We start from the raw sequence: 26,066 nt of genomic DNA on the forward strand, positions 1-26,066 counted from the left end.
CACATCGGCCAAGAACGGCTACACCACTTCAAGGGACGCCATCAACAAGTGGCATTACACGGACAAGCAGTATCGCAGTCTCATGATGAAGAACACGCGCAACCATTACATCCGCGTGACCTACAAGGGTTGCCAGAGGTGGCGCGTGCGCGTCGCAGCTGCCCATCCTGGTGGTGGCTACACCGACGACGAGACCACCGTCAAGGGATGCAACAAGACTGCGGTGATCAGCATCATCGGCAAGTTGAAGGCCAACGTGACCCTGTCTGTCTACCTGCCGGTCAGCGGAGACACCCAGAGCGTTTCCATCAAGCCGATCAAGTGACGCGCAGTTGTCCGCATCGCGATACGGGCGAGCGTACGGGCATTGACCCTCGATCAGGCTTGAGTATCAGACACAGGACACGATCTGCGAGGCTTTGCCACAGTCACCGGCCCTGCCTGCAACCCTCCCCTCATGGGTGCAGCAGGGCCGGTCTGCTGTATTCGCCGGCTCACAAACGTCCTGCGTAGAGACGGACGGCACGGGAGCAGGCGCGGCGGGCAGGTGTGCCGGACTCCATTCCTCAAGGCAGCCACGGAACACGACGCTCATGCGAGGAGGGGGCGGTGGCACTTGTGTGCCGCCGCCCCCTCCTGGAGATGTGAGAGGAGGTGGTACCTATGCCTTGGGGGTGTCCCCGGGCTCCACAGGCGGGGCGTGTCCCGCGGTTTCGAGGTCTTCGACCATCTCTGTCCCGACTACCGCGCCCGTGCTCCGCTTGCTGCTGCGCAGCTTGCGCTCCAACCAGCTCGCGAAGCTCGTCAGTGCGAAGTTGAGGGCGATGAAGATGACGGCCACGACCGTGAAGCTGGCGATGACGTTGGCGCCGTAGTAGCCGCTCATCGTGTTCGCCGAGGAGAGCAGCTCGGGGAAGGTGAGGATGGCACCGCCGAGTGCCGTGTCCTTCACGATCACAACGAGCTGGCTGACGATCGCCGGGAGCATCGCGGTCACCGCCTGCGGCAGCAGGATGAGCCGCATCAGCTGGCCCTTGCGCAGGCCGATCGCCTTGCCGGCTTCGGACTGGCCCTTCGGCAGGGACAGAATGCCCGCGCGGACGATCTCGGCGAGGACGGCGGCGTTGTACAGCACGAGGCCCGTGACCACCGCGTAGAGAGGCCGGTCGTCCGAGGGCACGTTGGTGTACTCGGCGAACAGGGCGAGCCCGAAGATCATCAGGATCAGGACGGGGATGGCTCGGAAGAACTCGACCACGATCGCTGCCGGCACTCTGATCCACACGTGGTCCGAGAGCCGGGCGATGCCGAAGATCGCACCGAGCGGCAGGGCGATCAGCACGGCCAGCACCGCGGCCTTCAGCGTGTTCTGCAGGCCGGGCCAGATGTACGTCGACCATGGCTCACTGCTCGTGAAGAAGGGCTTCCAGAGCACCCACTCGAGCTGGCCCTGCTCATCGAGGGTGCTGAACACCCACCACAGCAAGGCAGCCAGGGCCACCAGGAAGACGACGGTGAACAGGACATTGCGCCGCTTGGCGCGCGGGCCCTGCGCGTCGTAGAGAACGGAACTCATCGCTTCACCGCCACCTTCTTGCCCACCCAGCCGAGAATCAGACCGGTCGGCAGCGTCAGACACACGAACCCGAAGGCGAAGATCGCGGAGATCAGAAGCAATTGCGCTTCGTTCTCAATCATCTCCTTCATCAGCAATGCCGCTTCGGCCACGCCGATCGCAGCAGCCACCGTGGTGTTCTTGGTCAGTGCAATCAGGACGTTGGTCAGCGGACCGACCACGGAGCGGAATGCCTGGGGAAGCACCACCAACCGCAGCACCTGCGAGAAGCTCAGCCCGATGGCGCGGGCAGCCTCCGCCTGACCCACCGGCACGGTGTTGATGCCGGACCTGAGCGCTTCGCACACGAAGGCCGAGGTGTAGACGACAAGGCCGAGCACGGCGAGCCGGAAGTTGATCGACTCCGTCCTGTCCGCGCCCAGGTCGATGCGCAGCGTCTGGTACAGGCCCAGCGAGCTGAACAGGATGATCACGGTCAACGGGATGTTCCGTACGATGTTCACGTAGGCGGTCCCGAAGCCGCGCATCAGCGGCACCGGGCCGACCCGCATGGCGGCCAGCACGGTGCCCCAGATCAGGGAGCCGACGGCCGAGAACAGCGTGAGCTGCACCGTCGTCCAGAAGGCTCCCAGGACGTCGTAATCACTCAGAAAGTCGAACACGATCTCCCGCGCTTCCGCGTATAGGGATACGCGTGCGCCGTCCCGGAGGACGGCGCACCCGTCGGGCGTTGCCTCAGCCGTGGCGTCAGCTCTTGATCTCGCCGATCTTCGGCGCAGGCTCGTACTGGTAGTTGGCCGGGCCGAAGTTCTTCTCCACGGCCTTCTGCCAGGACTTGTCGGCGACCATCTCCTCAAGGGCCTTGTTGATCTTGTCCTTCAGATCGCTGCCCTTCTTGACGCCGATGCCGTAGTTCTCGTTGGTCATCTTGAAGCCGGCGAGCTTGAACTTGCCCTTGAACTGCTCCTGGGCGGCGTAGCCGGCGAGGATCGAGTCGTCGGTGGTCAGCGCGTCGATCGCCTTGTTCTGCAGGCCGCTCAGGCACGCCGAGTACGTGGGGTAGGTCTGCAGGTCGGCCTTGGGCGCCAGCTTGTCCTTGACGTTCTGTGCCGACGTCGAGCCGGCCACCGAGCACAGCTTCTTGTTGTTGAGGTCCTTCGGCGACTTGATGGAGTTGTCGTCGGCGCGGATGAGGACGTCCTGGTGAGCCAGCAGGTACGGGCCGGCGAAGTCGACCTTCTCCTGGCGTTCCGGCGTGATCGAGTAGGTGGCGGCGATGAAGTCGACGTCGCCGCGCTGCAGCATGGTCTCGCGGTCGGCGCTCTTCGCCTCCTTCCACACGATCTGGTCCGGCTCGTAGCCCAGCTTCTTCGCGACGTAGGTGGCTACGTCGACGTCGAAGCCCGCGTAGCCCTGCGGCGTCTTCTGGCCGAGACCGGGCTGGTCGTACTTGATGCCGACCGTGATCTTCTTGCCGCCGCCCGAACCGGAGCCGTTGGAACCGCCATCGTCACCGCCACATGCAGTGGCGGTGAGGCCAAGGGCGATGACAGCGGCCGAGGCGGCGGTGACCTTGCGGAGCTTCATGGTGCACATCCTTTGACTGGTGAAGTGATGCGGCCCGGTCAGTGTGTCCGGTGACGCAAGTAGGGGTGCGCGGATTACGCGTCAGTGGTGAAGGATCTTCGACAGGAAGTCCTTGGCTCGGTCGCTGCGCGGATTGCTGAAGAACTGGTCCGGCGCAGCCTGTTCGACGATGCGGCCGTCCGCCATGAACACCACGCGATTTGCAGCCGAACGGGCGAACCCCATTTCGTGGGTCACGACGATCATGGTCATGCCGTCGCGGGCGAGTTGCTGCATGACCTCCAGAACCTCATTGATCATTTCCGGGTCGAGAGCCGACGTGGGCTCGTCGAACAGCATGACCTTGGGTTCCATCGCCAGCGCCCGCGCGATGGCGACACGCTGCTGCTGGCCTCCGGAGAGCTGAGCCGGGTACTTCTCGGCCTGCGCGGCCACGCCGACCCGGTCGAGCAGGGCGCGGGCCCGCTCCTCGGCTTCCTTCTTGTCCTTCTTGCGAACCTTGACCTGGCCCAGCGTCACGTTCTCGAGCACGGTCTTGTGCGCGAAGAGGTTGAAGGACTGGAAGACCATCCCCACATCGGCCCGCAGCCGGGCCAGCGCCTTGCCCTCCTCGGGCAGGGGCTTGCCGTCGATCGTGATCGTCCCGGAGTCGATCGTCTCCAGGCGGTTGATGGTGCGGCACAGGGTGGACTTCCCGGACCCGGAGGGTCCGATGACCACGACGACTTCGCCACGGGCGATCGTCAGGTCGATGTCCTGGAGTACGTGCAACGCGCCGAAGTGCTTGTTGACGCTCTTCAGGACGACCAGGTCGCCGGTCGCGGCCACATCTTCCTTGGCCACCGATACTTCGGTCATCGCTCTCAGGCTCCGTCCTCCTCGGTTTCGGAGGACAGTAGTAATCCTTCAGACCTGCGTCATTACATCTGAGGGGAATCTGAGCATCACGATCCGATAGCAATCAGACACGTGTCGTAGCACTTGTGAGCAGGGCTCATATCGGCCGGGTAACGGTACCGAAGCGCAACCGGAACCCTCTTGACGCCGTCGTCTTTCATCGGCGTCACTGCAAGGTGCACACGCGCGGGCACACCGGATGTGTCCACAGTCAGATGGTACGGCCGATGGACCGAAGGGAGCCCTGGTGAGACTGCTGCTCGTCGAGGACGACAACCACGTCGCCGCCGCCCTGTCGGCCGTGCTGGCGCGGCACGGGTTCGACGTCACCCACGCGCGCAGCGGCGAGGAGGCGCTCCAGGCGCTCGTCCCCGAGGGCAACGGTTTCGGTGTGGTGCTGCTCGACCTCGGCCTGCCCGACCAGGACGGCTACGAGGTGTGCAGCAAGATCCGCAAGCGCACCAGCACCCCGGTGATCATGGTCACCGCCCGCTCCGACGTGCGCTCCCGCATCCACGGGCTCAACCTCGGCGCCGACGACTACGTGGTGAAGCCCTACGACACCGGCGAGCTGCTCGCCCGGATCCACGCCGTCAGCCGGCGCACCGCCCAGGACGAGCCCGCATCCGGCGGCACCCCGGACACCGAGCTGAATCTCGGCGCGGTCCGCATAGAGCTGCCGACCCGGCAGGTCAGCGTCAACGGTTCGGTCGTCCAGCTCACCCGCAAGGAGTTCGACCTGCTCGCGCTGCTCGCGCAGCGGCCCGGCGTGGTCTTCCGCCGCGAGCAGATCATCAGCGAGGTCTGGCGCACCAGCTGGGAGGGCACCGGGCGCACCCTGGAGGTGCACGTCGCCTCCCTGCGGAGCAAGCTGCGCATGCCCGCCCTCATCGAGACGGTTCGCGGAGTCGGGTACCGGCTCGTCGCGCCTGCGGCATAGCGGGGCCGGGTGCGCACTCGTCTGCTGCCGCTGCTCATCGTCCTGATGGCGGCGGTGCTGCTCGCCCTGGGGGTCCCGCTGGCCGTCAGCCTGGCCGGCGCGCAGCAGCAGCGGGTCGTCGTCGACCGGATCGACGACACCGCGCGCTTCGCCGCCCTCGCCCAGTTCGTCACCGAGCCCTCCGACCCGGCCGGCAGCGACATCGACGAGCGCCGGGAGACGCTCCGCAGCGAGCTGCGCAGCTACCACGACGTCTACGGCATCCGCGCGGGCGTCTTCTACCGCAACGACTCCCCGATGGCACACGCCCCGGACGACTGGTACCTGCCCCGCACGGGCGAGGTGCGGGCCGCCTTCCAGGAGGCGCTGCTCAGCCGGCGCAGCCACGACCCCCAGCAGGTGTGGCCCTGGGAGCGGCGCAGCCTGGTGGTGGCCTCACCCGTCATCCGGGACGGTGACGTGGTCGCGGTCGTCGTCACCGACTCGCCGACCGGGCAGATGCGCTCCCGGATCCTGAAGGGCTGGCTGGTGATCGCCGCGGGCGAGGCCGCCGCGATGCTGCTGGCCGTCGGCGCCGCCCTGCGGCTGACCGGCTGGGTGCTCCGACCGGTGCGGATCCTGGACGCGACCACCCATGACATCGCCACCGGGCGGCTGAAGTCCCGGGTCGCTGCGGCGGGCGGCCCGCCGGAACTGAGACGGCTGGCCAGGTCGTTCAACGAGATGGCCGACAACGTCGAGAACGTGCTGGAGCAGCAGCGGGCCTTCGTCGCCGACGCCTCCCACCAGCTGCGCAATCCGCTCTCGGCGCTGCTGCTGCGCATCGAGCTGCTCGCCCTGGAGCTGCCCGAGGGCAACGAGGAGATCGCCTCGGTGCAGGCGGAGGGCAAGCGGCTCGCTCAGGTCCTGGACGATCTGCTCGACCTGGCCCTCGCCGAGCACAGCGAACCGCAGCTGCAGGTGACCGACATCGGGGCGCTCGCCGCGGAGCGGGTGGCCGCCTGGTCGCCCACGGCGCAGGCCAAGGGCGTCCGGCTGACCGGCGACTGCCCGCCCACCACCGGCTGGGCGGACCCCGTGGCGCTGTCCAGCGCACTGGACGCGGTCATCGACAACGCGGTGAAGTTCACGCCCGAGGGCGAGAGCGTCGAGGTGACCGTCGGCTCCAACGGCGACACGGTGAGTGTGGTCGTCACCGACAATGGGCCCGGACTGACCGACGAGGAACTCACCCGCATCGGCGACCGCTTCTGGCGCAGCGGACGGCACCAGAACATCAAGGGCTCGGGCCTCGGCCTGTCCATCACCCGGGCGCTGCTGGCGGCGGGCGGCGGCTCCATCACCTACGACCACCACGAGCCGCACGGGCTGAAGGTCACGGTGACGGTGCCGAGGAACGCCTCCGCGCGGTGACGGGCAGTACTGCGGCCCCACAAGTACTACAGCCCCACAAGTACTACGGCCCCAAGCCCTACGGCTTCACCGACCGGTAGTAGCTGCGCGCGCCCTCGTGCAGCTGGAGCGGGTCGGTGTAGATCGCGGTGCGGACGTCGACGAGCTGGGCCGAGTGCACATGCGCTCCGATGTTGTCCCGGCTCCTGAGCACGATGCGGGTCAGCCACTCGGTGAGCCGGGGGTCCGCGTCCGCGCGTGTGATCAGCAGGTTGGACACGGCCAGGGTCGGCACCGCCACGCCGTGCTGGCTGCCCGGGTAGGCGGACTCCGGCATGTTGGTCGCCCGGTAGTGCCGGGTGCCGCCGCCCTGTTCGTGCAGCTCGGCCACCAGGCTCGCGGGGATCGGCACGAACCGCAGCGAGGAGTTCTCGGCGAACTTCTTCAGCCCGTCCGTCGGCACCCCGCCCGACCAGAAGAAGGCGTCCAGGCCGTGTCCGAGCCGCTGGGGGCCGACGTCGATGCCGTCCGAGGACGGCTGGATGTCCTTCTCCGGGTCGATGCCGGCGGCCTCGAGGACGCGGTTCGCGATCAGCCGGACGCCCGACTTGGGCGGCCCTATGGCGACCCGCTTGCCCCGCAGATCGGCGACCGTGCGGATGTCCGAGCCGGACGGGACGACGAGCTGCACGTAGTCGTCGTAGAGGCGGGCCACCCCGCGCAGCCGGTCGGCGCCCGACCGCCCGCTCAGCCGGTACGTCTGCACCGCGTCGGCCGCCGCGATCGCGAAGTCGGCCTGCCCGGTCGCCACCCGCCGCACGTTCTCCTGGGAGCCGTCACTCGTCAGCAGCCGCACCTCGAGGTCGGGCATGTGCTTGTCGAGGGACGAGCGCAGCAGCTCGCCGTACTTCTGGTACACCCCCGCACGGGTGCCGGTGCTCAGCGTGACCGTCCCGCCGGGCGGCTCCTCGCGCCAGGGGGCGACCCACCACAGCAGCAGTCCGAGCGCGACGACGGCGGCGGCCGCACCCTGCAGGGCACGGCGCCTGCCGATACGGGACAGCGCGATGGGCATGGGCGCGATCCTGCCAGCCCGCACACCCTCTGACCAGGGTGGGGCTCACAGAGGGCCGGGGAGGGACCGGCGGGGAGTGTCGGTGAGGGCCGCTACAGTCGGCCGCATGAGCTCATCGCCCGTCCACCTGGTCCGTGAATTCCACCGTGCCTTCGGGCTGGACATCCGGGACGTGCCCACCAAGGTCTCGCCGGAGCTCGCCGCCTTCCGCGGGGACCTGCTCGCCGAGGAGGCCGCGGAGGTGGCCGAGGTCTCGGTCAAGGGCCCGCTCGACCGGCTCGCCCACGAGCTGGCCGACCTCGTGTACACGGCGTACGGCACGGCGCTCGTCCACGGCATCGACCTGGACGAGGTGATCGCCGAGATCCACCGCTCCAACATGACCAAGCTGGGTCCGGACGGCTCGGTCACCCGCCGCGCGGACGGCAAGGTCCTCAAGGGGGACCACTACCAGGCGCCGGACGTCGCGGGGGTGCTGCGCCGGCAGGGGTGGGTGCCGGAGGACGAGCCGGGCGCCGGCTGAGTCCGCCGCAGGATGCGGGGCCGGCCGGGGCCGGCTGAGTCCCTCGCACGATCCGGGCCCGGCTGAGTCCCTCGCACGATCCGGGCCCGGCCCCAGCCTGCTGTGGTCGGCCTGCCGGGGTCGGCCGGGGCCGCCGCCGGCGCGGCCGGGGGCACCGTGCAGAGCGCCTACCCTGTAATGCATGAGCAGCATCGACCGGAGCCAGGCAGCGGGCGGCACGCGCACCTATGAAGTACGCACCTACGGGTGTCAGATGAACGTCCACGACTCCGAGCGCCTGGCCGGGCTGCTGGAGGACGCGGGCTATGTCCGTGCCCCCGAGGGCTCCGACGGCGACGCCGACGTGGTGGTCTTCAACACCTGCGCGGTCCGGGAGAACGCCGACAACAAGCTGTACGGCAACCTCGGCCACCTCGCCCCGAAGAAGGCCCGCCGCCCCGGCATGCAGATCGCGGTCGGCGGCTGCCTGGCGCAGAAGGACCGCGACACCATCGTCAAGCGGGCCCCCTGGGTCGATGTGGTCTTCGGCACGCACAACATCGGCAAGCTGCCGGTCCTGCTGGAACGCGCCCGGGTCCAGCAGGAGGCGCAGGTCGAGATCGCCGAGTCGCTGGAGGCGTTCCCCTCGACGCTGCCCACCCGCCGCGAGAGCGCGTACGCGGCCTGGGTGTCGATCTCCGTCGGCTGCAACAACACCTGCACCTTCTGCATCGTCCCGGCGCTGCGCGGCAAGGAGAAGGACCGCCGCCCCGGCGACATCCTCGCCGAGATCGAGGCGCTGGTCGCCGAGGGCGTCTCCGAGATCACGCTGCTCGGCCAGAACGTCAACGCCTACGGCTTGGACATCGGCGACCGCGAGGCGTTCAGCAAGCTGCTGCGCGCCTGCGGCAAGATCGACGGTCTGGAGCGCGTCCGCTTCACCTCCCCGCACCCGCGCGACTTCACCGACGACGTCATCGCCGCCATGGCCGAGACGCCGAACGTGATGCCCCAGCTGCACATGCCGCTGCAGTCCGGCTCGGACGCGATCCTGAAGGCGATGCGCCGCTCCTACCGGCAGGAGCGCTTCCTCGGCATCATCGAGAAGGTCCGCGCCGCCATCCCGCACGCCGCGATCAGCACCGACATCATCGTGGGCTTCCCCGGCGAGACCGAGGAGGACTTCCAGCAGACGCTGCACGTGGTGCGCGAGGCCCGCTTCGCCCAGGCCTTCACCTTCCAGTACTCCAAGCGGCCCGGCACCCCGGCCGCCGAGATGGACAACCAGATCCCCAAGCAGGTCGTCCAGGAGCGCTACGAGCGGCTCGTCGCCCTCCAGGAGGAGATCTCCTGGGAGGAGAACAAGAAGCAGGTCGGCCGCACCCTGGAGCTGATGGTCGCCGAGGGCGAGGGCCGCAAGGACGACACCACCCAGCGCCTGTCCGGCCGGGCCCCCGACAACCGCCTGGTGCACTTCACCAAGCCGGAGCAGCAGGTGCGCCCCGGCGACATGGTCACCGTCGAGGTCACCTACGCCGCGCCGCACCACCTCCTCGCCGAGGGCCCCGTGCTCGACGTGCGCCGCACCCGCGCGGGCGACGCCTGGGAGAAGCGGAACACCGAGCAGGCGGCACAGCCCACGGGCGTGATGCTGGGGCTGCCGAAGGTCGGCGTTCCGGAACCGCTGCCCGCGGCGGCGAGCGGCTGCGGCTGCGACTGACCGCTCCCGCCTGCTCCCGGGGCGCCGCTGGGGTGCTCCCTGCGGTTTCCTCGGCAAGCTCGCCGAGGCGGTGCAAAGGTGGTGCGCAGGCGGTGCACGCGGTGGCGCGGTCCCGCCGGCGGCGAGCTACGCTGCCGATCATGCTTGTCGCCGCCGCAGTCTGTCCGTGTCCGCCGCTGCTCGTGCCCGAGGTCGCCGCGGGGGCGGCGCCCGAGCTGGACGCCGCGCGTGCCGCCTGCACGGATGCCCTGGGTGTGCTCGCCGCCGCCCGGCCCGACCGACTGGTGGTCGTCGGCCCCGTGGAGAGCACACAGGTCGAGACCTACCCGGAGGGCACCGCGGGATCCTTCCGCGGCTTCGGCGTGGATCTCGACGTGCGCCTGGGCCGCCCCGGCGGCGGATCGGACGACGGTGCTCCGGCCGGCGGCCGGCGGCTGCCGTACGCGCTCGCCGTGGGCGCCTGGCTGCTGGAGCACGTCGGCTGGGCGGACGCCCCGGTCGAGGGAGTCGGCGTCGGGGAACTTCTCACGCCCGAGCGGTGCATCCAGGAGGGACGGGACATCGCCGCGCGTGCCGAGCGGGTGGCGCTGCTGGTGATGGGCGACGCCAGCGCCTGCCGGACGCTCAAGGCGCCGGGGTATCTGGACGAGCGGGCGGCACCGTTCGACGCGGAGGCAGCCCGAGCCCTGGGGGCCGCCGACATCGAGGCCCTGCGCGCGCTGGACACCGAAGTGGCGCGCGAGCTGAAGGTGTCCGGCCGGGCCCCCTGGCAGGTGCTGGCCGGTGCGGCCGAACACGGCGCGCTGGAGGGCGCGTTGCGCTACGAGGACGCCCCTTACGGGGTGGGGTACATCGTGGCGAGCTGGTCGTAGCGCGGAGCGCGGCGTTCGGCGCTTCGGCGCTCGGGTACGAAATAGCGGACGGCCGGAAGCCCTTGCCGGGCTTCGCGGCCGTCCGCCGTTTCGTGCTGTCGTGCTGTCGTGCCGATGTGCTGCTGTCGTGCGGTGATGCCGTTCAGGAGGCGGGCGGGGGACCGGCCGGCGGCGTGGTGCCGCCGGTGTCCGTGCCGTCGTCCTTCTTGTGCGCGAGCCGTTCCATGGCGTGCTTGGCCTTGCCCGTGCCCGACTCGATCCGGTCGCTGTACTTGCCCTTGGTGCGCTGGTCGACGGTCCTGGCGGCCTTGTCCAGACCGTGCTGGATCTTGTCCCCGTGCTGCTGTGCGAGGTCCGAGACCTTGCCCTTGGCCGGGCCCAGCTTGTCCTTCATACGGTCCAGGAAACCCATGGTCCACCTTCCTCGCGGCAGTTATGTGCGGGCGCCCTCACCGGTCCCGGTGCCGGCCGCCTCGGAGGACTGCTGCTTGGGGATCTCGACGCTCTCGGTGCTCTTCGCGCCGTCGGCTTCGCTCTTCGCGCCGTCGGCTTCGCTCCTCGCGCCGTCGGCCTCGCCGGTCTCCGCCGCCGGCTCGCTCGCCTCCGGCCCCTCGGACGATCCCATCCCGGCAGCGGCTTCGGTGCCGGCCTCGGCCGCGTCCTCCTGCTTCGGCTCGGCTGCTGCCTCGCCCATCTGAGTCCCGGCGGTCCGCGCCTCCTCCGTGCCCTTCGACCTCCGGAGAAGCCGTGCAAAAACGCCCATATCCACTCCATACGTTACTCGTGCGGGCGATATCCCGCGCAGCCCGGTGCGTCCGTTCGCGCGACACGGGCGGCCGCCTTCGTGATCCGGCGGCAGGAACCTCGCAACGGGCAACGACCCTGCGGCGGCCGCGTCACGTAACTCGATCGAGAGCAGCGTTTGAGGTTTGGGAGACTGGACGGGTGAGCAGCGCACCCTCCACCCCCCGCGTCATCGCCGTCGTCGGACCGACTGCGGCCGGAAAGTCCGATCTGGGTGTTTTCCTGGCTCAGCAGCTCGGCGGCGAGGTGGTCAACGCCGATTCCATGCAGCTGTATCGGGGGATGGACATCGGCACCGCCAAGCTGACGCCCGAGGAGCGCGGCGGCGTGCCCCACCACCTCCTCGACGTCTGGGACGTCACCGTGACCGCGTCCGTCGCCGAGTACCAGCGCATGGCCAGGGAGCGGATCGACGCGCTGCTCGCCGCGGGACGCTGGCCCATCCTGGTCGGCGGCTCCGGTCTCTACGTCCGAGGAGCGGTCGACAACCTGGAGTTCCCCGGCACCGACCCCGAGGTCAGGGCCCGCCTGGAGGAGGAGCTCACGCTGCGCGGCTCCGGAGCGCTCCACGCCCGGCTCGCCGCCGCGGACCCCCAGGCCGCCCGGGCGATCCTGCCCAGCAACGGCCGCCGGATCGTCCGCGCACTGGAAGTGATCGAGATCACCGGGCAGCCGTTCACCGCCAATCTGCCCAGCCACGACTCGGTCTACGACACCGTCCAGATCGGCGTCGACGTGTCGCGCGCCGAACTCGACGAGCGGATCGCCCGTCGCGTCGACCGGATGTGGGAGGCGGGTCTCGTCGACGAGGTGCGGGAACTGGAGGCGCAAGGGTTGCGCCAGGGGCGTACGGCCTCGCGCGCGCTCGGCTACCAGCAGGTGCTCTCCGCCCTCGCCGGGGAGTGCACCCTGGAGGAGGCGCGGGCCGAGACGATCCGTGCCACCAAGCGCTTCGCGCGCCGTCAGGATTCATGGTTCAGGCGCGATCCGCGGGTGCATTGGTTGAGTGGGGCGGCAGCCGACCGCGGGGAACTTCCGCAGCTCGCGCTGTCGTTGATCGAACGACCGGTTACAGCCTGATCACGTCATGGCATCGGGACGCCCAGGCCGTCATCCAGGCCTGCGGGGCCGTGCCATCATCGAGCTTCGATCGACCAAGTGGAGTCCTAGTTGGGAGGGCGCGTGGCGATGGAGGCCGGCCCTCGCGACACCGCACAAAGCACCGAACACCTCACCACCGAGCGAGGTGCGCCGGAGCAGGAGAACGACCGTCTCAGCCCTGACGGACCCGAGGAGACGCAGGGCGGGGTGACCGATGACGGCCCCGAGCCCGACGAGGTGTTCGCGGGCGGCGACGAGGTCGAGGTCGAGCTGCGCCCGCAGCGGCGCCTGCGCCTGTGGCAGCTCGCCCCCATCGTGGGGCTGGCCGCCGGCGGCTCCCTGATGTTCGCCTTCCCGCTCGCCTTCGACTTCGGCGACAGCGGAGCGGTCATCGCCATGCTGGGCCTGCTGATCTGCTCCTGCGCGGCCGGCTGGGGCATGATGGCCGCCCGCAGGGTCGGCTACACCTGGCCCGGCCTGCCGGCCCGCGGCTCCGGGCGCCGGGCCGACTGGCGCGTGGTGGCCCTCTACGCCGTGATGGTCGCCGCCGTGGTCGCCCTGGCCGTCTGGCGGGTCGCCCGGCTCCGCTGACCCGCCCGCTCACGGCCGCCCGCTCACGGGGCCCGGCCGCGAGGAGTGGCGAGCACGAGCCGCCGGCCGCGAGGAGCACCGGGCACGGGCCACCGGCCGGCCGTCGCGGCGAACCCGTACGATCGAGGAATGAGCACGCGGATCGCCTTCCTCAAGGGGCACGGCACCGAGAACGACTTCGTGATCGTCCCGGACCCCGACAACACCGTCGACCTGCCTCCCGCCGCCGTGGCCGCCCTGTGCGACCGCCGCGCCGGCATCGGCGGCGACGGGCTGCTGCACGTGGTGCGGTCCGCTGCGCATCCCGAGGCCCGGGGCATGGCGGACCAGGCCGAGTGGTTCATGGACTACCGCAACGGCGACGGCTCCGTCGCGGAGATGTGCGGCAACGGCGTGCGCGTGTTCGCGCGCTACCTCCAGCGCGCCGGGCACGTGGCCGAGGGGGACCTCGCGGTCGCCACCCGCGGAGGCGTCAAGACCGTGCACATCGCCAAGGACGGGGACATCACCGTCGGCATGGGCAAGGCACGGCTGCCCGAGGGCGAGGTCACGGTCAGCGTCGGCGAGCGCAGCTGGCCCGCCCGTAATGTCAACATGGGCAACCCGCACGCCGTGGCCTTCGTGGCGGACCTGGCCCACGCGGGCGACCTGCTCGCGCCTCCGTCGTTCAGCCCCGCCTCCGCCTACCCGGACGGGGTCAACGTGGAGTTCGTCGTGGACCGCGGCCCCGGCCATGTCGCGCTGCGCGTCCATGAGCGCGGCGCCGGGGAGACCCGCTCCTGCGGCACGGGCGCCTGCGCGGTCGCCGTGGCCACCGCCCGCCGCGACGGCGTCGACCCGGCCGTCACCGGCACCCCCGCCACATACACCGTGGACGTCCCGGGCGGCACGCTGGTGATCACCGAACGCCCCGATGGCGAGATCGAGATGACGGGCCCGGCCGTGATCGTCGCCGAGGGCGAGATCGACGCGGAGTGGCTGGAGATCGCGGGGAGGTAGGCGCGGCGGGCCGCGCTACTGCGCTTGGCCGTAGGGGCTGACCCTCGGGGGTCCCGCGTGCGGCGCGCCGCGTGCCGGACGGCGCGGCGGGCCGAGCTGCGTGCGGCGGCTGGCCGAGTGGCGGAACCGCGTGGCGTGCCCAGTGGCGGGACCGTGCGGCGTGCGGCGGCGGCCCGAACGGCGGAACCATGCGGGGCGCGACGGGGCCGCACCGAGCACGGCGAGGCCGCACCCCATCGAGCGCGGCGGGGCCGTATCGGGTCGAGCATGGCGGGATCGCACTGGTCCAAGCGCGGCGGGTTCGCGTCGCGTCGGCGGGTGCCGAGCCGAGGCGCCCCGAGCGGGCGTCGGCGGATGCCGAGCCGAGGCCCCCGGGCGGCCAATCGCCGTAATGACCACCGCCGGCCGGTGACGCCCTGGCCCGATCCGGTCGTCGCTCGAATGGGTGATCCGTTTCACGCTCTCCGAGAGGCGGTCAGCCGCGCGGGTTCGGCTCGGTAGCATCAAGCACCGGCCCGGACGGGGGACAAACACCGTTCCCTCAGCCCGAGTCCGCCCTGGGGCGCCCGTCCGCCGGTCGACCAGCCGGAGGTGCCCATGAACGCGGAGACCGAGCATCCCCTCCCGCCCGCCCTGAACGCCGCCGCCGCAGGCCCGGTGACGTCAGGTCATGTCACACCTGCCGGGACCCGGAGGAAGGCCCGTCCCCGTCTGGACCTGCGGCGGCTGGGCCGTGCCGCGCTGCTCGGCGGCGGGACCACCCGCGACCGGCTGCCCGACGCCATCAGCCATGTCGTCGAGGCCCACCGCGCCCACCACCCCGATGCCGACCTCGAACCCCTGCGCCGCGCCTACCTCTTGGCCGAGTCGTCGCACCGCGGGCAGATGCGCAAGAGCGGCGAGCCGTACATCACGCACCCCCTGGCCGTTACCCTGATCCTCGCCGAACTCGGCGCGGAGACCACGACCTTGACGGCCTCTCTGCTCCACGACACCGTGGAGGACACCGATGTGACGCTCGATCAGGTCGGTGAGCAGTTCGGCGAGGAGGTCCGCTACCTCGTCGACGGCGTCACCAAGCTGGAGAGGGTCGACTACGGCGCCGCAGCCGAACCCGAGACCTTCCGCAAGATGCTCGTGGCCACCGGCAACGACGTCCGCGTGATGTCGATCAAACTCGCCGACCGGCTGCACAACATGCGCACCCTCGGCGTGATGCGCCCCGAGAAGCAGCAGCGCATCGCCAAGGTGACCCGAGACGTACTGATCCCGCTCGCCGAACGCCTCGGCGTCCAGGCGCTCAAGACGGAACTCGAGGACCTGGTCTTCGCGATCCTGCACCCCGAGGAGTACGAGCACACCCGGGAGCTGATCGTCCGCAACGCGGCCCGCGCGGACGATCCGCTCGCCGAGGTCGCCGAGGAGGTGCGCAAGGTGCTGCGCGAGGCCGACATCGCCGCCGAAGTCCTCATCCGGCCACGCCACTTCGTCTCCGTGCACCGTGTGTCCCGCAAACGCGGCCGGCTGCGCGGCGCCGACTTCGGGCGCCTGCTGGTCCTGGTGAACGAGGACGCCGACTGCTACGGCGTGCTGGGCGAACTGCACACCTGTATGACGCCCGTCGTCTCCGAGTTCAAGGACTTCATCGCCGTACCGAAGTTCAACCTGTACCAGTCGCTGCACACCGCGGTGGCACGCGAGGACGGTCAGGTCGTCGAGGTCCTCATCCGCACCCACCAGATGCACAAGGTCGCCGAAGCCGGCGTCGTCGCCCTCGGCAACCCCTACGCCGCACCGCCGGAGGAGCAGTCCGCGAGCGACGGGGAGCGTGCCGACCCGACCCGTCCCGGATGGCTCAACCGGCTCCTGGAGTGGCAGCGGGCCGCGCCCGACCCGGACACCTTCTGGTCCACCCTGCGCGAGGACCTCGCCCAGGACCGCGAGATCACCGTCTTCCGCCCCGACGGCGGCACCCTGGGCCTGCCCGACGGCGCGACCTGCGTGGACGCCGCGTACGCCCTCTACGGCGAGGACGCGCACGCCTGCATCGGGGCCCGGGTGAACGGTCGGCTGGCGACCCTCAGCACCGTGCTGAAGGACGGCGACACCGTTCAGCTCCTCATGGGCCAGGACCCCGCCTCCGAGCCGTCGCGAGAGTGGCTTGAGCACGCGCACACCCCCGTGGCCCGCATCGCCATCCAGCGCTGGCTTGCCGCCCACCCCGACCGGGACGAGGCGGCGGCGAGCGAGGACGAGAAGGCCGAGAAGCCCGCGCCGCCGCGCCCCGGCGAGGAGACCCCGGGACCGAGCCCGGCCGAGCACGGCTCCGGACGTACCGGCTCCGGACGCGACTCTCGACGCCCCGGCCCCGGCCGCGGCGGCTCCGGCAAGTCCGCCGGGCGTCCCGCCGGAGACCGGGCCGCAGGCGACCGCGCCGCGGGCGATCGCTCCGCCGCGGCTCAGGTGCTGGTGGACCGGCCCGGCACCCCCGTGCGCCTGGCCGGGTGCTGCACTCCCGTACCGCCGGACGAGGTGACCGGGTTCGTCGTGCGCGGGGGCGCGGTGGCCGTGCACCGGGTGGAGTGCGCGGCGGTGGCGCGCATGAAGAGCGCCGGGCGCGCGGAGGTCGGCGTGCGCTGGGGCGAGGGCGCCGAGTGCCGGGTCACCCTGGTCGCGGAATCGTTCGTCCGGCCCCATCTGCTCGCCGACCTCACCGAGGCGATGGCCGCCGAGGGCGCCGAGATCGTCTCCGCGACGGTGGAACCGCCGGCCCAGCAGCAGGTACGCCACACCTACACCGTGCACCTGGCGGACGCCGCCCGGCTGCCCGCGCTGATGCGCGCCATGCGCGAGGTGCCCGGCGTGTACGACGTGAGCCGCGCGCAGCCGCAGACCACGGCCCGCTGACCGCAACCCGGCCCCGCTCCGGATAGGGGCCCGCTCCGGATACCGTGCTCGCTCGGGATACCGTGCTCGCTCCGGAGACCGGGCTCGCCCGTTCGGCACAGTCCGGCGGCGGCACTCGGCGCACCCGGCCGTTGATTCGATTACCCGATCGGGTGGGCCGGGAGCGCGTCGTCGCCGTGGGGCGCAGGCGCGTTGATAGCCGTGGGGCCATGCTGCTCACTCCCCACAGCCAAGCCGCCCCCAGCCGGGCCTCCCGCACGCGTCCCACGCCGGCCGTCCCGCTGCTGCGCACCCGCCGCGGCCGGGCCGCCACGGCACTGCTGGCCTCGGCCGTCTCCGTCTGCCTCGTCGCCGCGACCGCCCCCGCCGTACCCCTCGGCATCGGCGACCGCCTCTTCCCGCACCTGGGAAACCCCGGCTACGACGTGGCGTCCTACGACGTCACCCTGAGCTACCCGGCACCAACAACAAGCCGCTCCAGGCGGTCACCACGATCGACGCCCGGACCACCGCCGACCTGGAGCGGATCAACCTCGACTTCGCCCACGGCACCGTCCGCTCCGTCGAGGTCGACGGCACTGCAGCGTCCTTCACCAAGGCCGGCGAGGACCTCGTGGTCACACCGAAGGAGGCGCTGACCGAGGGCGAGTGGACCCGCATCACCGTGCGCCACACCAGCAACCCGGTGCCCGCCGAGGGCCGCGACGGCGGCTGGGTGCGCACCACGGACGGCCTCGCGATGGCCAACCAGGCCGACGCCGCCCACCTGGTCTTCCCGTCCAACGACCACCCCTCCGACAAGGCGATGTTCACCTTCCGCGTCACCGCGCCGCAGGGGCACACGGTCGTCGCCAACGGCATGCGGGCCGACGTCGAGCGCACCCGGAAGACGACCACGTGGACGTACCGGACCGCTCACCCCATGGCCACCGAGCTCGCCCAGGTGTCCATCGGGCGCTCCACCGTGCTGCACGGCACCGGCCCGCATGGGCTTCCGCTGCGCGACGTCGTGCCCACCAAGCACCGAGCCGAGCTCGAACCGTGGCTGGCCAAGACCCCGGAGCAGATCTCCTGGATGGAGGCCAAGGTCGGCCGCTACCCCTTCGAGACCTACGGCCTGCTGGTGTCCGACGCCAGCACCGGCTTCCAGCTCGAGACCCAGACCCTGTCCCTCTTCGAGCGGGAACTTCTGACCGACCCCGCCTACCCCAAGTGGTACGTGGAGTCGATCATGGTGCATGAGCTGGCCCACCAGTGGTTCGGCAACAGCGTCAGCCCGCGCACCTGGTCGGACCTGTGGCTCAACGAGGGCCACGCCACCTGGTACGAGGCCCTGTACGCCCAGGAGAAGGCGGGCAAGTCCCTCACCACCCGGATGAAGGCCGCCTACGAGGCCAGCGACAGCTGGCGGGCCGCCGGGGGACCGCCCGCCGCCCCCAAGGGCCCGAAGCCCGGCCAGAAGATCAGCATCTTCCGGCCGAACGTCTACGGCGGCGCCGCGGTCGTCCTCTACGCCCTGCGCCAGGAGATCGGCCGCACCGCCTTCGAGGAGCTGGAGCGCCGCTGGGTCACCCGGCACCGGGACGGCAACGCCTCGACCGCGGACTTCGTGCGGCTCGCCTCCGAGGTCGCCGGGCGCGACCTGACCACGTTCATGGACGGCTGGCTCTACGGCGCCAAGACCCCGCCCATGCCCGGCCACCCGGACTGGAAGCCCACCAAGCGCTCGGCGAAGTCCACCCCGACCGGCGCACCCGCGGGCGCGCGGCATCACGGCAACGGGTGACGGCCCGCCCCACTGGGGGCGCCGGCGTCTTTACGGATCGCCCGCCCATCGGCGGACCGCTCCGCACGGTGACGCAGCGCTTCGCACGGTGACGCAGCGCTTCGCTCGTGCCGCAGCGCCGCGACCGTGCGGGGCGGTCCGCGCATGACGGGACACGCCTCGTGATACTTGGGTGCCCGGACGTAGCGACCGGGTTGGGTCCGGCCCGGCACGGGAAATAAGACGGTGACGAGACGGGTCGTACCGTGCGACCATCGTCAGGTCCCCGCGACAGGGGGCTCCCGGGAATCCCGAGGGGCACTCCCGCGTTGTGGACAGTGACGGATCCGGTCGCCGACCGGCTCCGGCGTACCGCTCAGGTGCCCGAAGCTCCAGTCCGTCGCCAACGGTTTCCCATCGACGTAAGGACCCAATGACCTCCTCTTCTTCCCCTTCCCAGGACACCAAGCGCTTCGCGCAGACCTACCCCGAGGGCCTTCGGGCCGATGCCCTGATGGAAGAGGACGTCGCCTGGAGCTTCGAGATCGACGGAGAGCGCGACGGCGATCAGCTCGACCGCGCCGACCGTGCGGCGCTGCGCCGCGTCGCGGGCCTCTCCACCGAGCTCGAGGACGTCACCGAGGTCGAGTACCGGCAGCTCCGCCTGGAGCGGGTGGTGCTCGTCGGCGTCTGGACCTCGGGAACCGTGCAGGACGCGGAGAACTCCCTCGCGGAGCTGGCCGCCCTCGCGGAGACGGCGGGCGCCCTCGTGCTCGACGGCGTGATCCAGCGCCGCGACAAGCCCGACGCGGCCACCTACATCGGCTCCGGCAAGGCCGAGGAGCTGCGCGACATCGTCCTCGAGACGGGCGCGGACACCGTCATCTGCGACGGTGAGCTCAGCCCTGGCCAGCTCATCCACCTCGAGGACGTCGTCAAGGTCAAGGTCATCGACCGCACGGCCCTGATCCTCGACATCTTCGCCCAGCACGCCAAGTCCCGAGAGGGCAAGGCGCAGGTCTCCCTGGCGCAGATGCAGTACATGCTGCCGCGGCTGCGCGGCTGGGGTCAGTCGCTGTCCCGGCAGATGGGCGGCGGCAAGGGCGGCGGCCTCGCCACCCGTGGCCCCGGTGAGACCAAGATCGAGACGGACCGTCGCCGGATCCGCGAGAAGATGGCGAAGATGCGCCGGGAGATCGCGGAGATGAAGACCGGCCGCGACATCCAGCGTCAGACGCGCCGGCGCAACAAGGTGCCGTCCGTCGCCATCGCGGGCTACACCAACGCCGGAAAGTCCTCGCTGCTCAACCGCCTCACCGGCGCGGGCGTGCTGGTCGAGAACGCGCTGTTCGCGACCCTCGACCCGACCGTGCGCCGGGCCGAGACCCCGAGCGGCCGGCTCTACACGCTGGCCGACACGGTCGGTTTTGTGCGGCACCTGCCGCACCACCTGGTCGAGGCGTTCCGCTCCACCATGGAGGAGGTCGCCGACGCCGACCTGATCCTGCACGTGGTGGACGGTTCCCATCCGAACCCGGAGGAGCAGCTGGCCGCCGTGCGCGAGGTGATCAGGGACGTCGGCGCCACCGACGTGCCGGAGATCGTCGTGATCAACAAGGCGGACGCGGCCGACCCGCTCACCCTGCAGCGGCTGCTGCGGGTGGAGAAGCGCTCCATCGCGGTCTCCGCGCGCACCGGCCAGGGCATCGCGGAGCTGCGGGCGCTGATCGACAGCGAGCTGCCCCGCCCCGCCGTGGAGATCGAGGCGCTTGTGCCGTACACCCACGGCAAGCTCGTGGCGCGCGCCCATGACGAGGGCGAGGTGGTCTCCGAGGAGCACACCGCGGAGGGCACCCTGCTGAAGGTCCGGGTGCACGAGGAACTCGCGTCGGAGCTCGCCCCGTACGTCCCGGCGACGGCCGGCTGACCCGGCCGGACGTTCCGGTAACGGCCGGCTCATCCGGCTCCGTGTGCCTCGGCGCCACGGTCGGCTGATCCGCCGTCCGAACCAGCGCGAAGGCCCGCCCCTTGCTCCGGCAGGGGGCGGGCCCTCACCATGCCCGGGTGGTACGGGCCGCGCCGTCGCGCGCCGGGGTCACTGACCGCCGTAGTTCTTGCTCATGCTCTGGTACAGCGCCTCGGCGTCCCGGCCCAGCTGCGGACCGGCCAGCCAGGTGTTGTCCGTCGGGCCGATGGAGGTGTTGGACACCAGCACCGTCTTGCCGTTCAGCACCCGGAACCAGCCGCCACCGGAGGAGCCGCCCGTCATGGTGCAGCCGATGCGGTACATCGTCGGCAGGCTCGAGCTGAGCGAGAGACGGCCGGGCGTGTCCAGGCACTTGAACATCTTCAGACCGTTGTAGGGCGGAGCGGCCGGGTAGCCCCAGGCACCCATCTTGCCCGCCTCGGCCGCGGACGGAGCGGAGAAGTCCACGTCCAGCGCCGCGCCGACCGTCTCCTCCAGGGACTTGCTGCCCTGCTCCGGCTTCACATGCAGCACCGCGTAGTCGTACGCCGCACCCGCACCGCCCGTCTCCGAGCCGCCCTTGATCCAGCCGTTGGAGGTCGCGGCCCAGTCCGCCCACCAGTTGCCGTACGGGGCGATCTCCGTGGGGTTCGCGTTGCTGAGGTCGGCCTCGGACTTGCCGTAGTCGTTGTAGGCCGGGACGAAGACCAGGTTGCGGTACCAGCCGCCGTTGCCGCCGGCGTGCACACAGTGGCCCGCGGTCCACACCAGGTTCGACTTGCCCGGGTGGTTCACGTCCTTGATGACGGTGCCGGAGCAGACGCTCGGGCCCTCCGGGGAGTCGAAGAACACCTTGCCCACCGGGGCGGCGTTGCGGTGGTACGGGGTCTTCTCGGCCTGCGCGGTGACCGGCGCCGGCTCCGGATCGCTCACGCCCTGGTCGGCGGAGGCGTCCTTGGTGGTGATCCGCTTGTCGGCCTCCTTCGCGGACATCATCCGCTCCGGCTTCCACAGGCCCTCGATCACCGGGTTGACGAAGTCCTTCGCCTCACGGAGCCACTTGTCCTTGTCCCAGTCCTTCCAGCCGCCCTCCTTCCACTTGTCCACATCGACGCCGTGCTCCTTGAGCCGGTCGGCGATGTCGGACGGGATGCGGACCTCGCCGGTGTCGTTGTCGGCGGCCTGGGAGGTGGTGGCCTCGGGCTTGCCGCTCGCCTTGTCCTCACCGGAACCGCCGCACGCGGTCGCGGTGAGCGCCAGGGCGGCGACGAGTCCGGTGGCGGCGACGACGCCGCGACGCCCACGCCTGCGCGGAGCGGACGTACGTATGGAACGCATGCTGTGATGACCCCCGTTGAAGCGGAATGTCTTTACTGCACGGGAATTGACCCGCCGCGCCGAGCCTCATGGATGCGAGCGGCGGACGCGGTGACCGGAGCCACCGCGGACCCCTTCCGCCCGCCGGGCGGCGAGCGGAAGGGGAGTGCCGGTCACTGACCGGCGAACTTGTCGCTGACCGCCTGGTAGATGCCCTTGGCCTCCTTGCCGAGCCTCGGGCCGGCCAGCCAGCCCGAGGTGACCGGGCCGATGGAGGTGTTGGACACCAGCGCCGGCTTGCCGTCCGCACCCGTGGCGATCCAGCCGCCACCGGAGGAACCGGCCGTCATGCTGCACCCGATGCGGTACATCGTCGGGTCGGACACGTTGATCGACAGTCGGCCCGGCTTGTCCTGGCACTGGTACAGCGTCTGCCCGTCGTACGGAGGCGCGGCCGGGTACCCGATCGCGGTCATGCTCTTGATGTTGGGCACCGCCGGAGCGTCGAAGTTCACCGGCAGCGCCGACCCGACCGTCTCCTCCAGCGACTTGCCGTTGCCGCCCTTCTCCGGCGTCACATGAATGACGGCGTAGTCGTACGAGGCGCCGTCACCGCCGGTCGCGCCGCCCTGCTCGATCCACTGGTCCGAGGTCTGCGCCCAGTCGCCCCACCAGACGCCGTACGGAGCGACCTCCTCCTTGGTGGCGCCCTCCAGCTCCTTCGCCGACCGGCCGGCGTCGTTGTACGACGGAACGAACGCGATGTTGCGGTACCAGCCGCCCTTCTTGCCCGCGTGCACGCAGTGGCCGGCCGTCCACACCAGGTTGGACTTGCCCGGGTTTGCCGGGTCCTTCACGACCGTCGCGGAGCAGACCATCGTGCCCTCGGGGGAGTCGAAGAACACCTTCCCGGCCGTGGGCGCGTTGGCGTGGTACTCCGGCGGCACGGCCTTCGCCTGCACCGGCTTTGGAGTCGGGTCCGTCACGCCCTGATCACCGGAGATGTCGCTCTCGTCGACCTCCTGCTCCGGCTCCTCCGCGTCCCGCATGCGGTCCGGGTCCCACAGGCCCTCGATGATCGGGTTGATGAAGTCGTTGGCCTCGCGCAGCCAGTCGTCCTTGCTCCAGTCCTTCCAGGCCCCGTCCTTCCACTTGTCGATGTCGATCCCGTGCTCCTTGAGCCGGTCTCTGATGTCGTCCGGGATCTGGAGCTTGTCGTCGTCGGACGTGGCCGTCGCGGAGGCTTCGCCGCCCGCCGCCTTCTCGTCACCCGACTCACACCCCGTGACGGTGAGCGCGAGAGCCGAGGCCAGCGCGACCGCGGCCAGGACGGGGGAGGTTCTGCGGCGCGGCCTGCCCCCTCTGCGCGTAATGGAAGACGGCCGTGAGAGTCGCATGGTGTGAATCCCCCTGAAGTGGACGAACGTGGTGCTTCGACCGCGCTGCCGCCCCCGCCCCCGCATATGGAGTCCGGACCGGCTCGCGGCCTTGGAACGGCACCACACACTATGCGGTCGCTGTGGGGGACTTCCGACGGAACGGCAACGGTTCCGTCACGGCACGGATCTTGAGGCAACCCGTAACCGGCTCGACCATCACCGGTTGGTAGCGGTGGGGGGACCGCTGTCCGTGCACGGAGCCCCCAGCTGTGGCCGGCCCGGGACAGGCGGAGGGCGGAGAGCGATGGCGGAATCCACAGAGGTGAGCCCGGGGTTGGGGGATGCCGGGGAAGCCGCGTCCGCCCGACTCCGAGCAGACCGCCCGCTCGTGCCGCAGCCCTGCTCCGCCCCATGGCCGTAGCCCGTGCCCGAGGTGACGGGCGGCCGGCGCCCGGGACCGTCCCACCGAGTAACGACCGGCGGCTGCTCGTCCGGGGCGGTACTCCGCCCGGTCGCCCGGAAGCAGCGACGACGGCCATAGAACGCCCCAAAACCGCGCCGGCACCTGGCCGACCGACCCCACGAGGAGCCGCCTTGCACCCCATCCCTGCCCCGCACGACCGCACTTCACTCCGGGCGAGAAACTCCGGCCCGGGCGACACGCACGGCGCGGCCCGCTCCGCGAACGCTGTGCTGCCGCACCGGGCGAGCGCGCCCCTGGACGCCGCTGGGTACCGGGACCCGGCGCCGGACCCCCTGGCGCACCCCGATGCGTACCGTGCGGCCGAGGCCGCGGGCGTGGAGAACCTGCTGCGCTGCTGGGTCCGCGAAGCAGGCCTGCCCGCCCCCGACGGGTCCACGCTGCACATCCCCCTGCCGGCCAGCGGCACGGCCCTGCTCGTCCCTGTCCTGTACTGGTCCCCGACCGGATGGCACCGCTTCGGCCACCCCCGCCTGGCCCATGCCCCGCACAACGCACCGCCTGCCGACGCCACTCTGGTCGCCGCCCTGCTCAGCAGGGAGGCCGTCAACGCGACCGGCCGCCCCCAGATGCAGGGCGACGATCGTGCCGGTGCCGCGACGGGACACCGCATCACCGACGACGGCATCGGCCTCGTGGCCCGCGTCGCCGATTCCGTGCGCCGCACCGCCACCTTCATCACCAACCGCCGTAACCACCCCGACGACGGTCCCGACCTCTTCCTCACTGCGGAACAGGCGCTCGTCCTCGGGCACCCGCTCCATCCGGCCCCGAAGAGCCGCGAGGGCCTCTCGGACGCCGAAGCAGCGCCGTACTCACCCGAGTTGCGCGGTGCCTTCCCCCTGCACTGGGTGGCCATCGCCCCCTCCGTTCTCGTCTCCGACTCCGCCTGGACCGAACGCGGACGCCGAGTCCCCGCGGCCCGTCTCACCGAGCGTCTTGCCGGCCCCGGGCTCCCCCTGCCGGACGGCTGCACGGCCCTCCCCGTGCATCCCTGGCAGTTGCGCGAGCTCCAGCAGCGCCCCGAACTCACAGCGCTGCTGGATGCCGGGCTGCTGCGCCCGCTCGGCAGCCACGGCAGCCCCTGGCACCCCACCTCCTCCGTACGCACCGTCCACCGCACCGGCGCCCCGGCGATGCTGAAGCTCTCGCTCGGTCTGCGCATCACCAACTCCCGCAGGGAGAACCTCCGCAAGGAACTCCACCGCGGCGTCGAGGTCCACCGCCTGCTGCGCACCGGCCTCGCCCAGCAGTGGCAAGCAGCGCACCCCGGCTTCGACGTCGTTCGTGACCCCGCCTGGCTCGCCGTGGACACCCCGGACGGCGAACCCGTGCCCGGGCTCGACGTCGTGATCCGGCACAACCCGTTCCGGCCCGAGGACGACGTGGCCTGCGTGGCCGGGCTTCTCTCACCCCGCCCCTGCGCCGGGCCGGGCTCCGGCGCAGCCACGGCCGCCGGCACCTGCCGTGACGCCGAGGCGCCCGCTCACGGCATGTCGTCGAGGCTGGCCGGACTCGTCACCCGCCTCGCCAGCCGCACCGGCAGGCCTCGTCCGGTCGTCGCCGTCCAATGGTTTCTTCGCTATCTGCACCAGGTGGTGCTGCCCGTGCTGTGGCTGGACGGGGAGGCCGGCATCGCTCTGGAGGCGCATCAGCAGAACACCCTGGTTCTGCTGGACGCGGACGGCTGGCCCGCAGGGTGCCGGTACCGCGACAACCAGGGCTACTACTTCCGTGCCTCCCGGCGCCCCGAACTCGACGCCCGGCTGCCCGGTATCGGCGAGGAGAGCGACACCTTCGTCTCCGACGACGTCACGGACGAGCGGTTCACCTACTACCTCGCCATCAACAACGTCTTCGGCCTCATCGGTGCGTTCGGCTCCCAGAGCCTCGCCGACGAACGCCTGCTGCTCGCCACCTTCCGCCGGTACCTCGAGGAGGTCTCCCGCGGTCCCGACCGGACACGCAGCACCCTGCCCGGGAGACTGCTCGACTCACCGGTACTGCGCTGCAAGGCCAACCTGCTGACCCGGCTGTACGGCCTCGACGAGCTGATCGGCCCGGTCGACACCCAGTCCGTCTATGTCACCATCGCCAATCCCCTTCGATCCTGATCTGCTCTGTTCCATGGCCTCTTGGCTGTTCCGCCGCCTCTTTTGGCGTTCCTTCACCTCTTGGCTCTCAACCTCCCGGCT

Annotated in this window: 21 protein-coding genes and 1 pseudogene; 13 read left to right on the forward strand and 9 right to left on the reverse strand. The window is 70.8% G+C overall.

What is annotated here, in order from left to right; genetic code table 11:
* The coding region (locus ABD207_RS21375; RefSeq protein WP_344014700.1) for a hypothetical protein at window positions 1-325 on the forward strand (325 nt) is incomplete at its 5' end.
* A 336-nt stretch (window positions 326-661) separates the two neighbouring features.
* Here ABD207_RS21375 and ABD207_RS21380 read toward each other — a convergent pair.
* The 4 genes from ABD207_RS21380 to ABD207_RS21395 all read right to left on the reverse strand — a co-directional run bounded on the left by ABD207_RS21380 (window position 662) and on the right by ABD207_RS21395 (window position 4,021).
* Window positions 662-1,576, reverse strand: coding sequence for an amino acid ABC transporter permease (locus tag ABD207_RS21380; protein WP_344014701.1), 915 nt, complete (start codon window positions 1,574-1,576; stop codon window positions 662-664).
* A complete protein-coding gene (locus ABD207_RS21385; protein ID WP_344014702.1) occupies window positions 1,573-2,238 on the reverse strand; it encodes an amino acid ABC transporter permease in 666 nt (221 codons plus the stop codon). The genes ABD207_RS21380 and ABD207_RS21385 overlap by 4 nt, the downstream gene beginning before the upstream one ends.
* Before the next feature lie 85 nt (window positions 2,239-2,323).
* Window positions 2,324-3,163, reverse strand: coding sequence for a glutamate ABC transporter substrate-binding protein (locus ABD207_RS21390; protein WP_344014703.1), 840 nt, complete (start codon window positions 3,161-3,163; stop codon window positions 2,324-2,326).
* 81 nt (window positions 3,164-3,244) lie between these two features.
* On the reverse strand, window positions 3,245-4,021 hold the full coding sequence (locus ABD207_RS21395) for an amino acid ABC transporter ATP-binding protein (protein ID WP_344014704.1): 777 nt from the start codon (window positions 4,019-4,021) through the stop codon (window positions 3,245-3,247).
* Window positions 4,022-4,307: 286 nt separating this feature from the next.
* Between ABD207_RS21395 and ABD207_RS21400 the strand changes: the two genes are divergently transcribed.
* Together ABD207_RS21400 and ABD207_RS21405 are read left to right on the forward strand one after the other, a co-directional pair.
* Window positions 4,308-5,000, forward strand: coding sequence for a response regulator transcription factor (locus ABD207_RS21400; protein WP_344014705.1), 693 nt, complete (start codon window positions 4,308-4,310; stop codon window positions 4,998-5,000).
* Between the two features lie 9 nt (window positions 5,001-5,009).
* Window positions 5,010-6,413 carry a HAMP domain-containing sensor histidine kinase gene (locus tag ABD207_RS21405; RefSeq protein ID WP_344014706.1) on the forward strand — a complete coding sequence of 468 codons (1,404 nt, stop codon included), beginning with the start codon at window positions 5,010-5,012 and terminating at the stop codon, window positions 6,411-6,413.
* Between the two features lie 58 nt (window positions 6,414-6,471).
* Here the strand turns inward: ABD207_RS21405 and ABD207_RS21410 are convergent, their stop codons facing one another.
* On the reverse strand, window positions 6,472-7,467 hold the full coding sequence (locus ABD207_RS21410) for a TAXI family TRAP transporter solute-binding subunit (protein WP_344014707.1): 996 nt from the start codon (window positions 7,465-7,467) through the stop codon (window positions 6,472-6,474).
* Window positions 7,468-7,573: 106 nt separating this feature from the next.
* On the opposite strand from ABD207_RS21410, the gene ABD207_RS21415 reads away from it, so the two are divergent.
* From ABD207_RS21415 to ABD207_RS21425, 3 genes are all read left to right on the forward strand, one after another.
* On the forward strand, window positions 7,574-7,990 hold the full coding sequence (locus ABD207_RS21415; protein WP_344014708.1) for a pyrophosphohydrolase domain-containing protein: 417 nt from the start codon (window positions 7,574-7,576) through the stop codon (window positions 7,988-7,990).
* A 181-nt stretch (window positions 7,991-8,171) separates the two neighbouring features.
* Window positions 8,172-9,689, forward strand: a complete 1,518-nt coding sequence (gene miaB, locus ABD207_RS21420) for a tRNA (N6-isopentenyl adenosine(37)-C2)-methylthiotransferase MiaB (protein ID WP_344014709.1) — start codon at window positions 8,172-8,174, stop codon at window positions 9,687-9,689.
* Between the two features lie 140 nt (window positions 9,690-9,829).
* The gene (locus ABD207_RS21425) at window positions 9,830-10,561 is read left to right on the forward strand and encodes a class III extradiol dioxygenase subunit B-like domain-containing protein (RefSeq protein ID WP_344014710.1); all 732 of its coding nucleotides are present in this window, start codon (window positions 9,830-9,832) and stop codon (window positions 10,559-10,561) included.
* A 142-nt stretch (window positions 10,562-10,703) separates the two neighbouring features.
* On the opposite strand, the gene ABD207_RS21430 is transcribed toward ABD207_RS21425, so the two are convergent.
* Both ABD207_RS21430 and ABD207_RS21435 read right to left on the reverse strand, forming a co-directional pair.
* Window positions 10,704-10,973: an antitoxin gene (locus ABD207_RS21430; RefSeq protein ID WP_344014711.1), complete on the reverse strand. Its 270-nt coding sequence runs from the start codon at window positions 10,971-10,973 to the stop codon at window positions 10,704-10,706.
* A gap of 21 nt (window positions 10,974-10,994) precedes the next feature.
* Window positions 10,995-11,255 (reverse strand): hypothetical protein, encoded by a 261-nt coding sequence (locus ABD207_RS21435; RefSeq protein ID WP_344014712.1) that lies wholly within the window; start codon window positions 11,253-11,255, stop codon window positions 10,995-10,997.
* 251 nt (window positions 11,256-11,506) lie between these two features.
* On the opposite strand from ABD207_RS21435, the gene miaA reads away from it, so the two are divergent.
* The 6 genes and pseudogenes from miaA (at window position 11,507) to hflX (ending at window position 20,655) form a co-directional block, all read left to right on the forward strand.
* Entirely contained in the window at window positions 11,507-12,445 is a 939-nt protein-coding gene (gene miaA / locus ABD207_RS21440; RefSeq protein WP_344014713.1) for a tRNA (adenosine(37)-N6)-dimethylallyltransferase MiaA, read from the forward strand.
* 108 nt (window positions 12,446-12,553) lie between these two features.
* The gene (locus ABD207_RS21445) at window positions 12,554-13,057 is read left to right on the forward strand and encodes a hypothetical protein (RefSeq protein WP_344014792.1); all 504 of its coding nucleotides are present in this window, start codon (window positions 12,554-12,556) and stop codon (window positions 13,055-13,057) included.
* Window positions 13,058-13,186: 129 nt separating this feature from the next.
* Complete coding sequence (gene dapF, locus ABD207_RS21450; RefSeq protein ID WP_344014714.1) at window positions 13,187-14,056, forward strand: diaminopimelate epimerase; 870 nt, start codon at window positions 13,187-13,189, stop codon at window positions 14,054-14,056.
* Between the two features lie 597 nt (window positions 14,057-14,653).
* Window positions 14,654-16,963: a RelA/SpoT family protein gene (locus tag ABD207_RS21455; protein WP_344014716.1), complete on the forward strand. Its 2,310-nt coding sequence runs from the start codon at window positions 14,654-14,656 to the stop codon at window positions 16,961-16,963.
* Window positions 16,964-17,172: 209 nt separating this feature from the next.
* A pseudogene (locus ABD207_RS21460) lies at window positions 17,173-18,749 on the forward strand (M1 family metallopeptidase).
* A gap of 412 nt (window positions 18,750-19,161) precedes the next feature.
* Window positions 19,162-20,655, forward strand: a complete 1,494-nt coding sequence (gene hflX / locus ABD207_RS21465) for a GTPase HflX (RefSeq protein WP_344014717.1) — start codon at window positions 19,162-19,164, stop codon at window positions 20,653-20,655.
* A 168-nt stretch (window positions 20,656-20,823) separates the two neighbouring features.
* Here the strand turns inward: hflX and ABD207_RS21470 are convergent, their stop codons facing one another.
* Together ABD207_RS21470 and ABD207_RS21475 are read right to left on the reverse strand one after the other, a co-directional pair.
* On the reverse strand, window positions 20,824-22,032 hold the full coding sequence (locus tag ABD207_RS21470) for a trypsin-like serine peptidase (RefSeq protein WP_344014718.1): 1,209 nt from the start codon (window positions 22,030-22,032) through the stop codon (window positions 20,824-20,826).
* 152 nt (window positions 22,033-22,184) lie between these two features.
* Complete coding sequence (locus ABD207_RS21475; protein ID WP_344014719.1) at window positions 22,185-23,408, reverse strand: trypsin-like serine peptidase; 1,224 nt, start codon at window positions 23,406-23,408, stop codon at window positions 22,185-22,187.
* Window positions 23,409-23,984: 576 nt separating this feature from the next.
* Between ABD207_RS21475 and ABD207_RS21480 the strand changes: the two genes are divergently transcribed.
* Window positions 23,985-25,985: an IucA/IucC family protein gene (locus ABD207_RS21480; RefSeq protein WP_425580785.1), complete on the forward strand. Its 2,001-nt coding sequence runs from the start codon at window positions 23,985-23,987 to the stop codon at window positions 25,983-25,985.
* Window positions 25,986-26,066 lie beyond the last annotated feature (81 nt).

The sequence above is a fragment of the Streptomyces thermospinosisporus genome (assembly GCF_039526425.1).
In the GTDB taxonomy this organism is placed as follows: domain Bacteria; phylum Actinomycetota; class Actinomycetes; order Streptomycetales; family Streptomycetaceae; genus Streptomyces; species Streptomyces thermocarboxydovorans.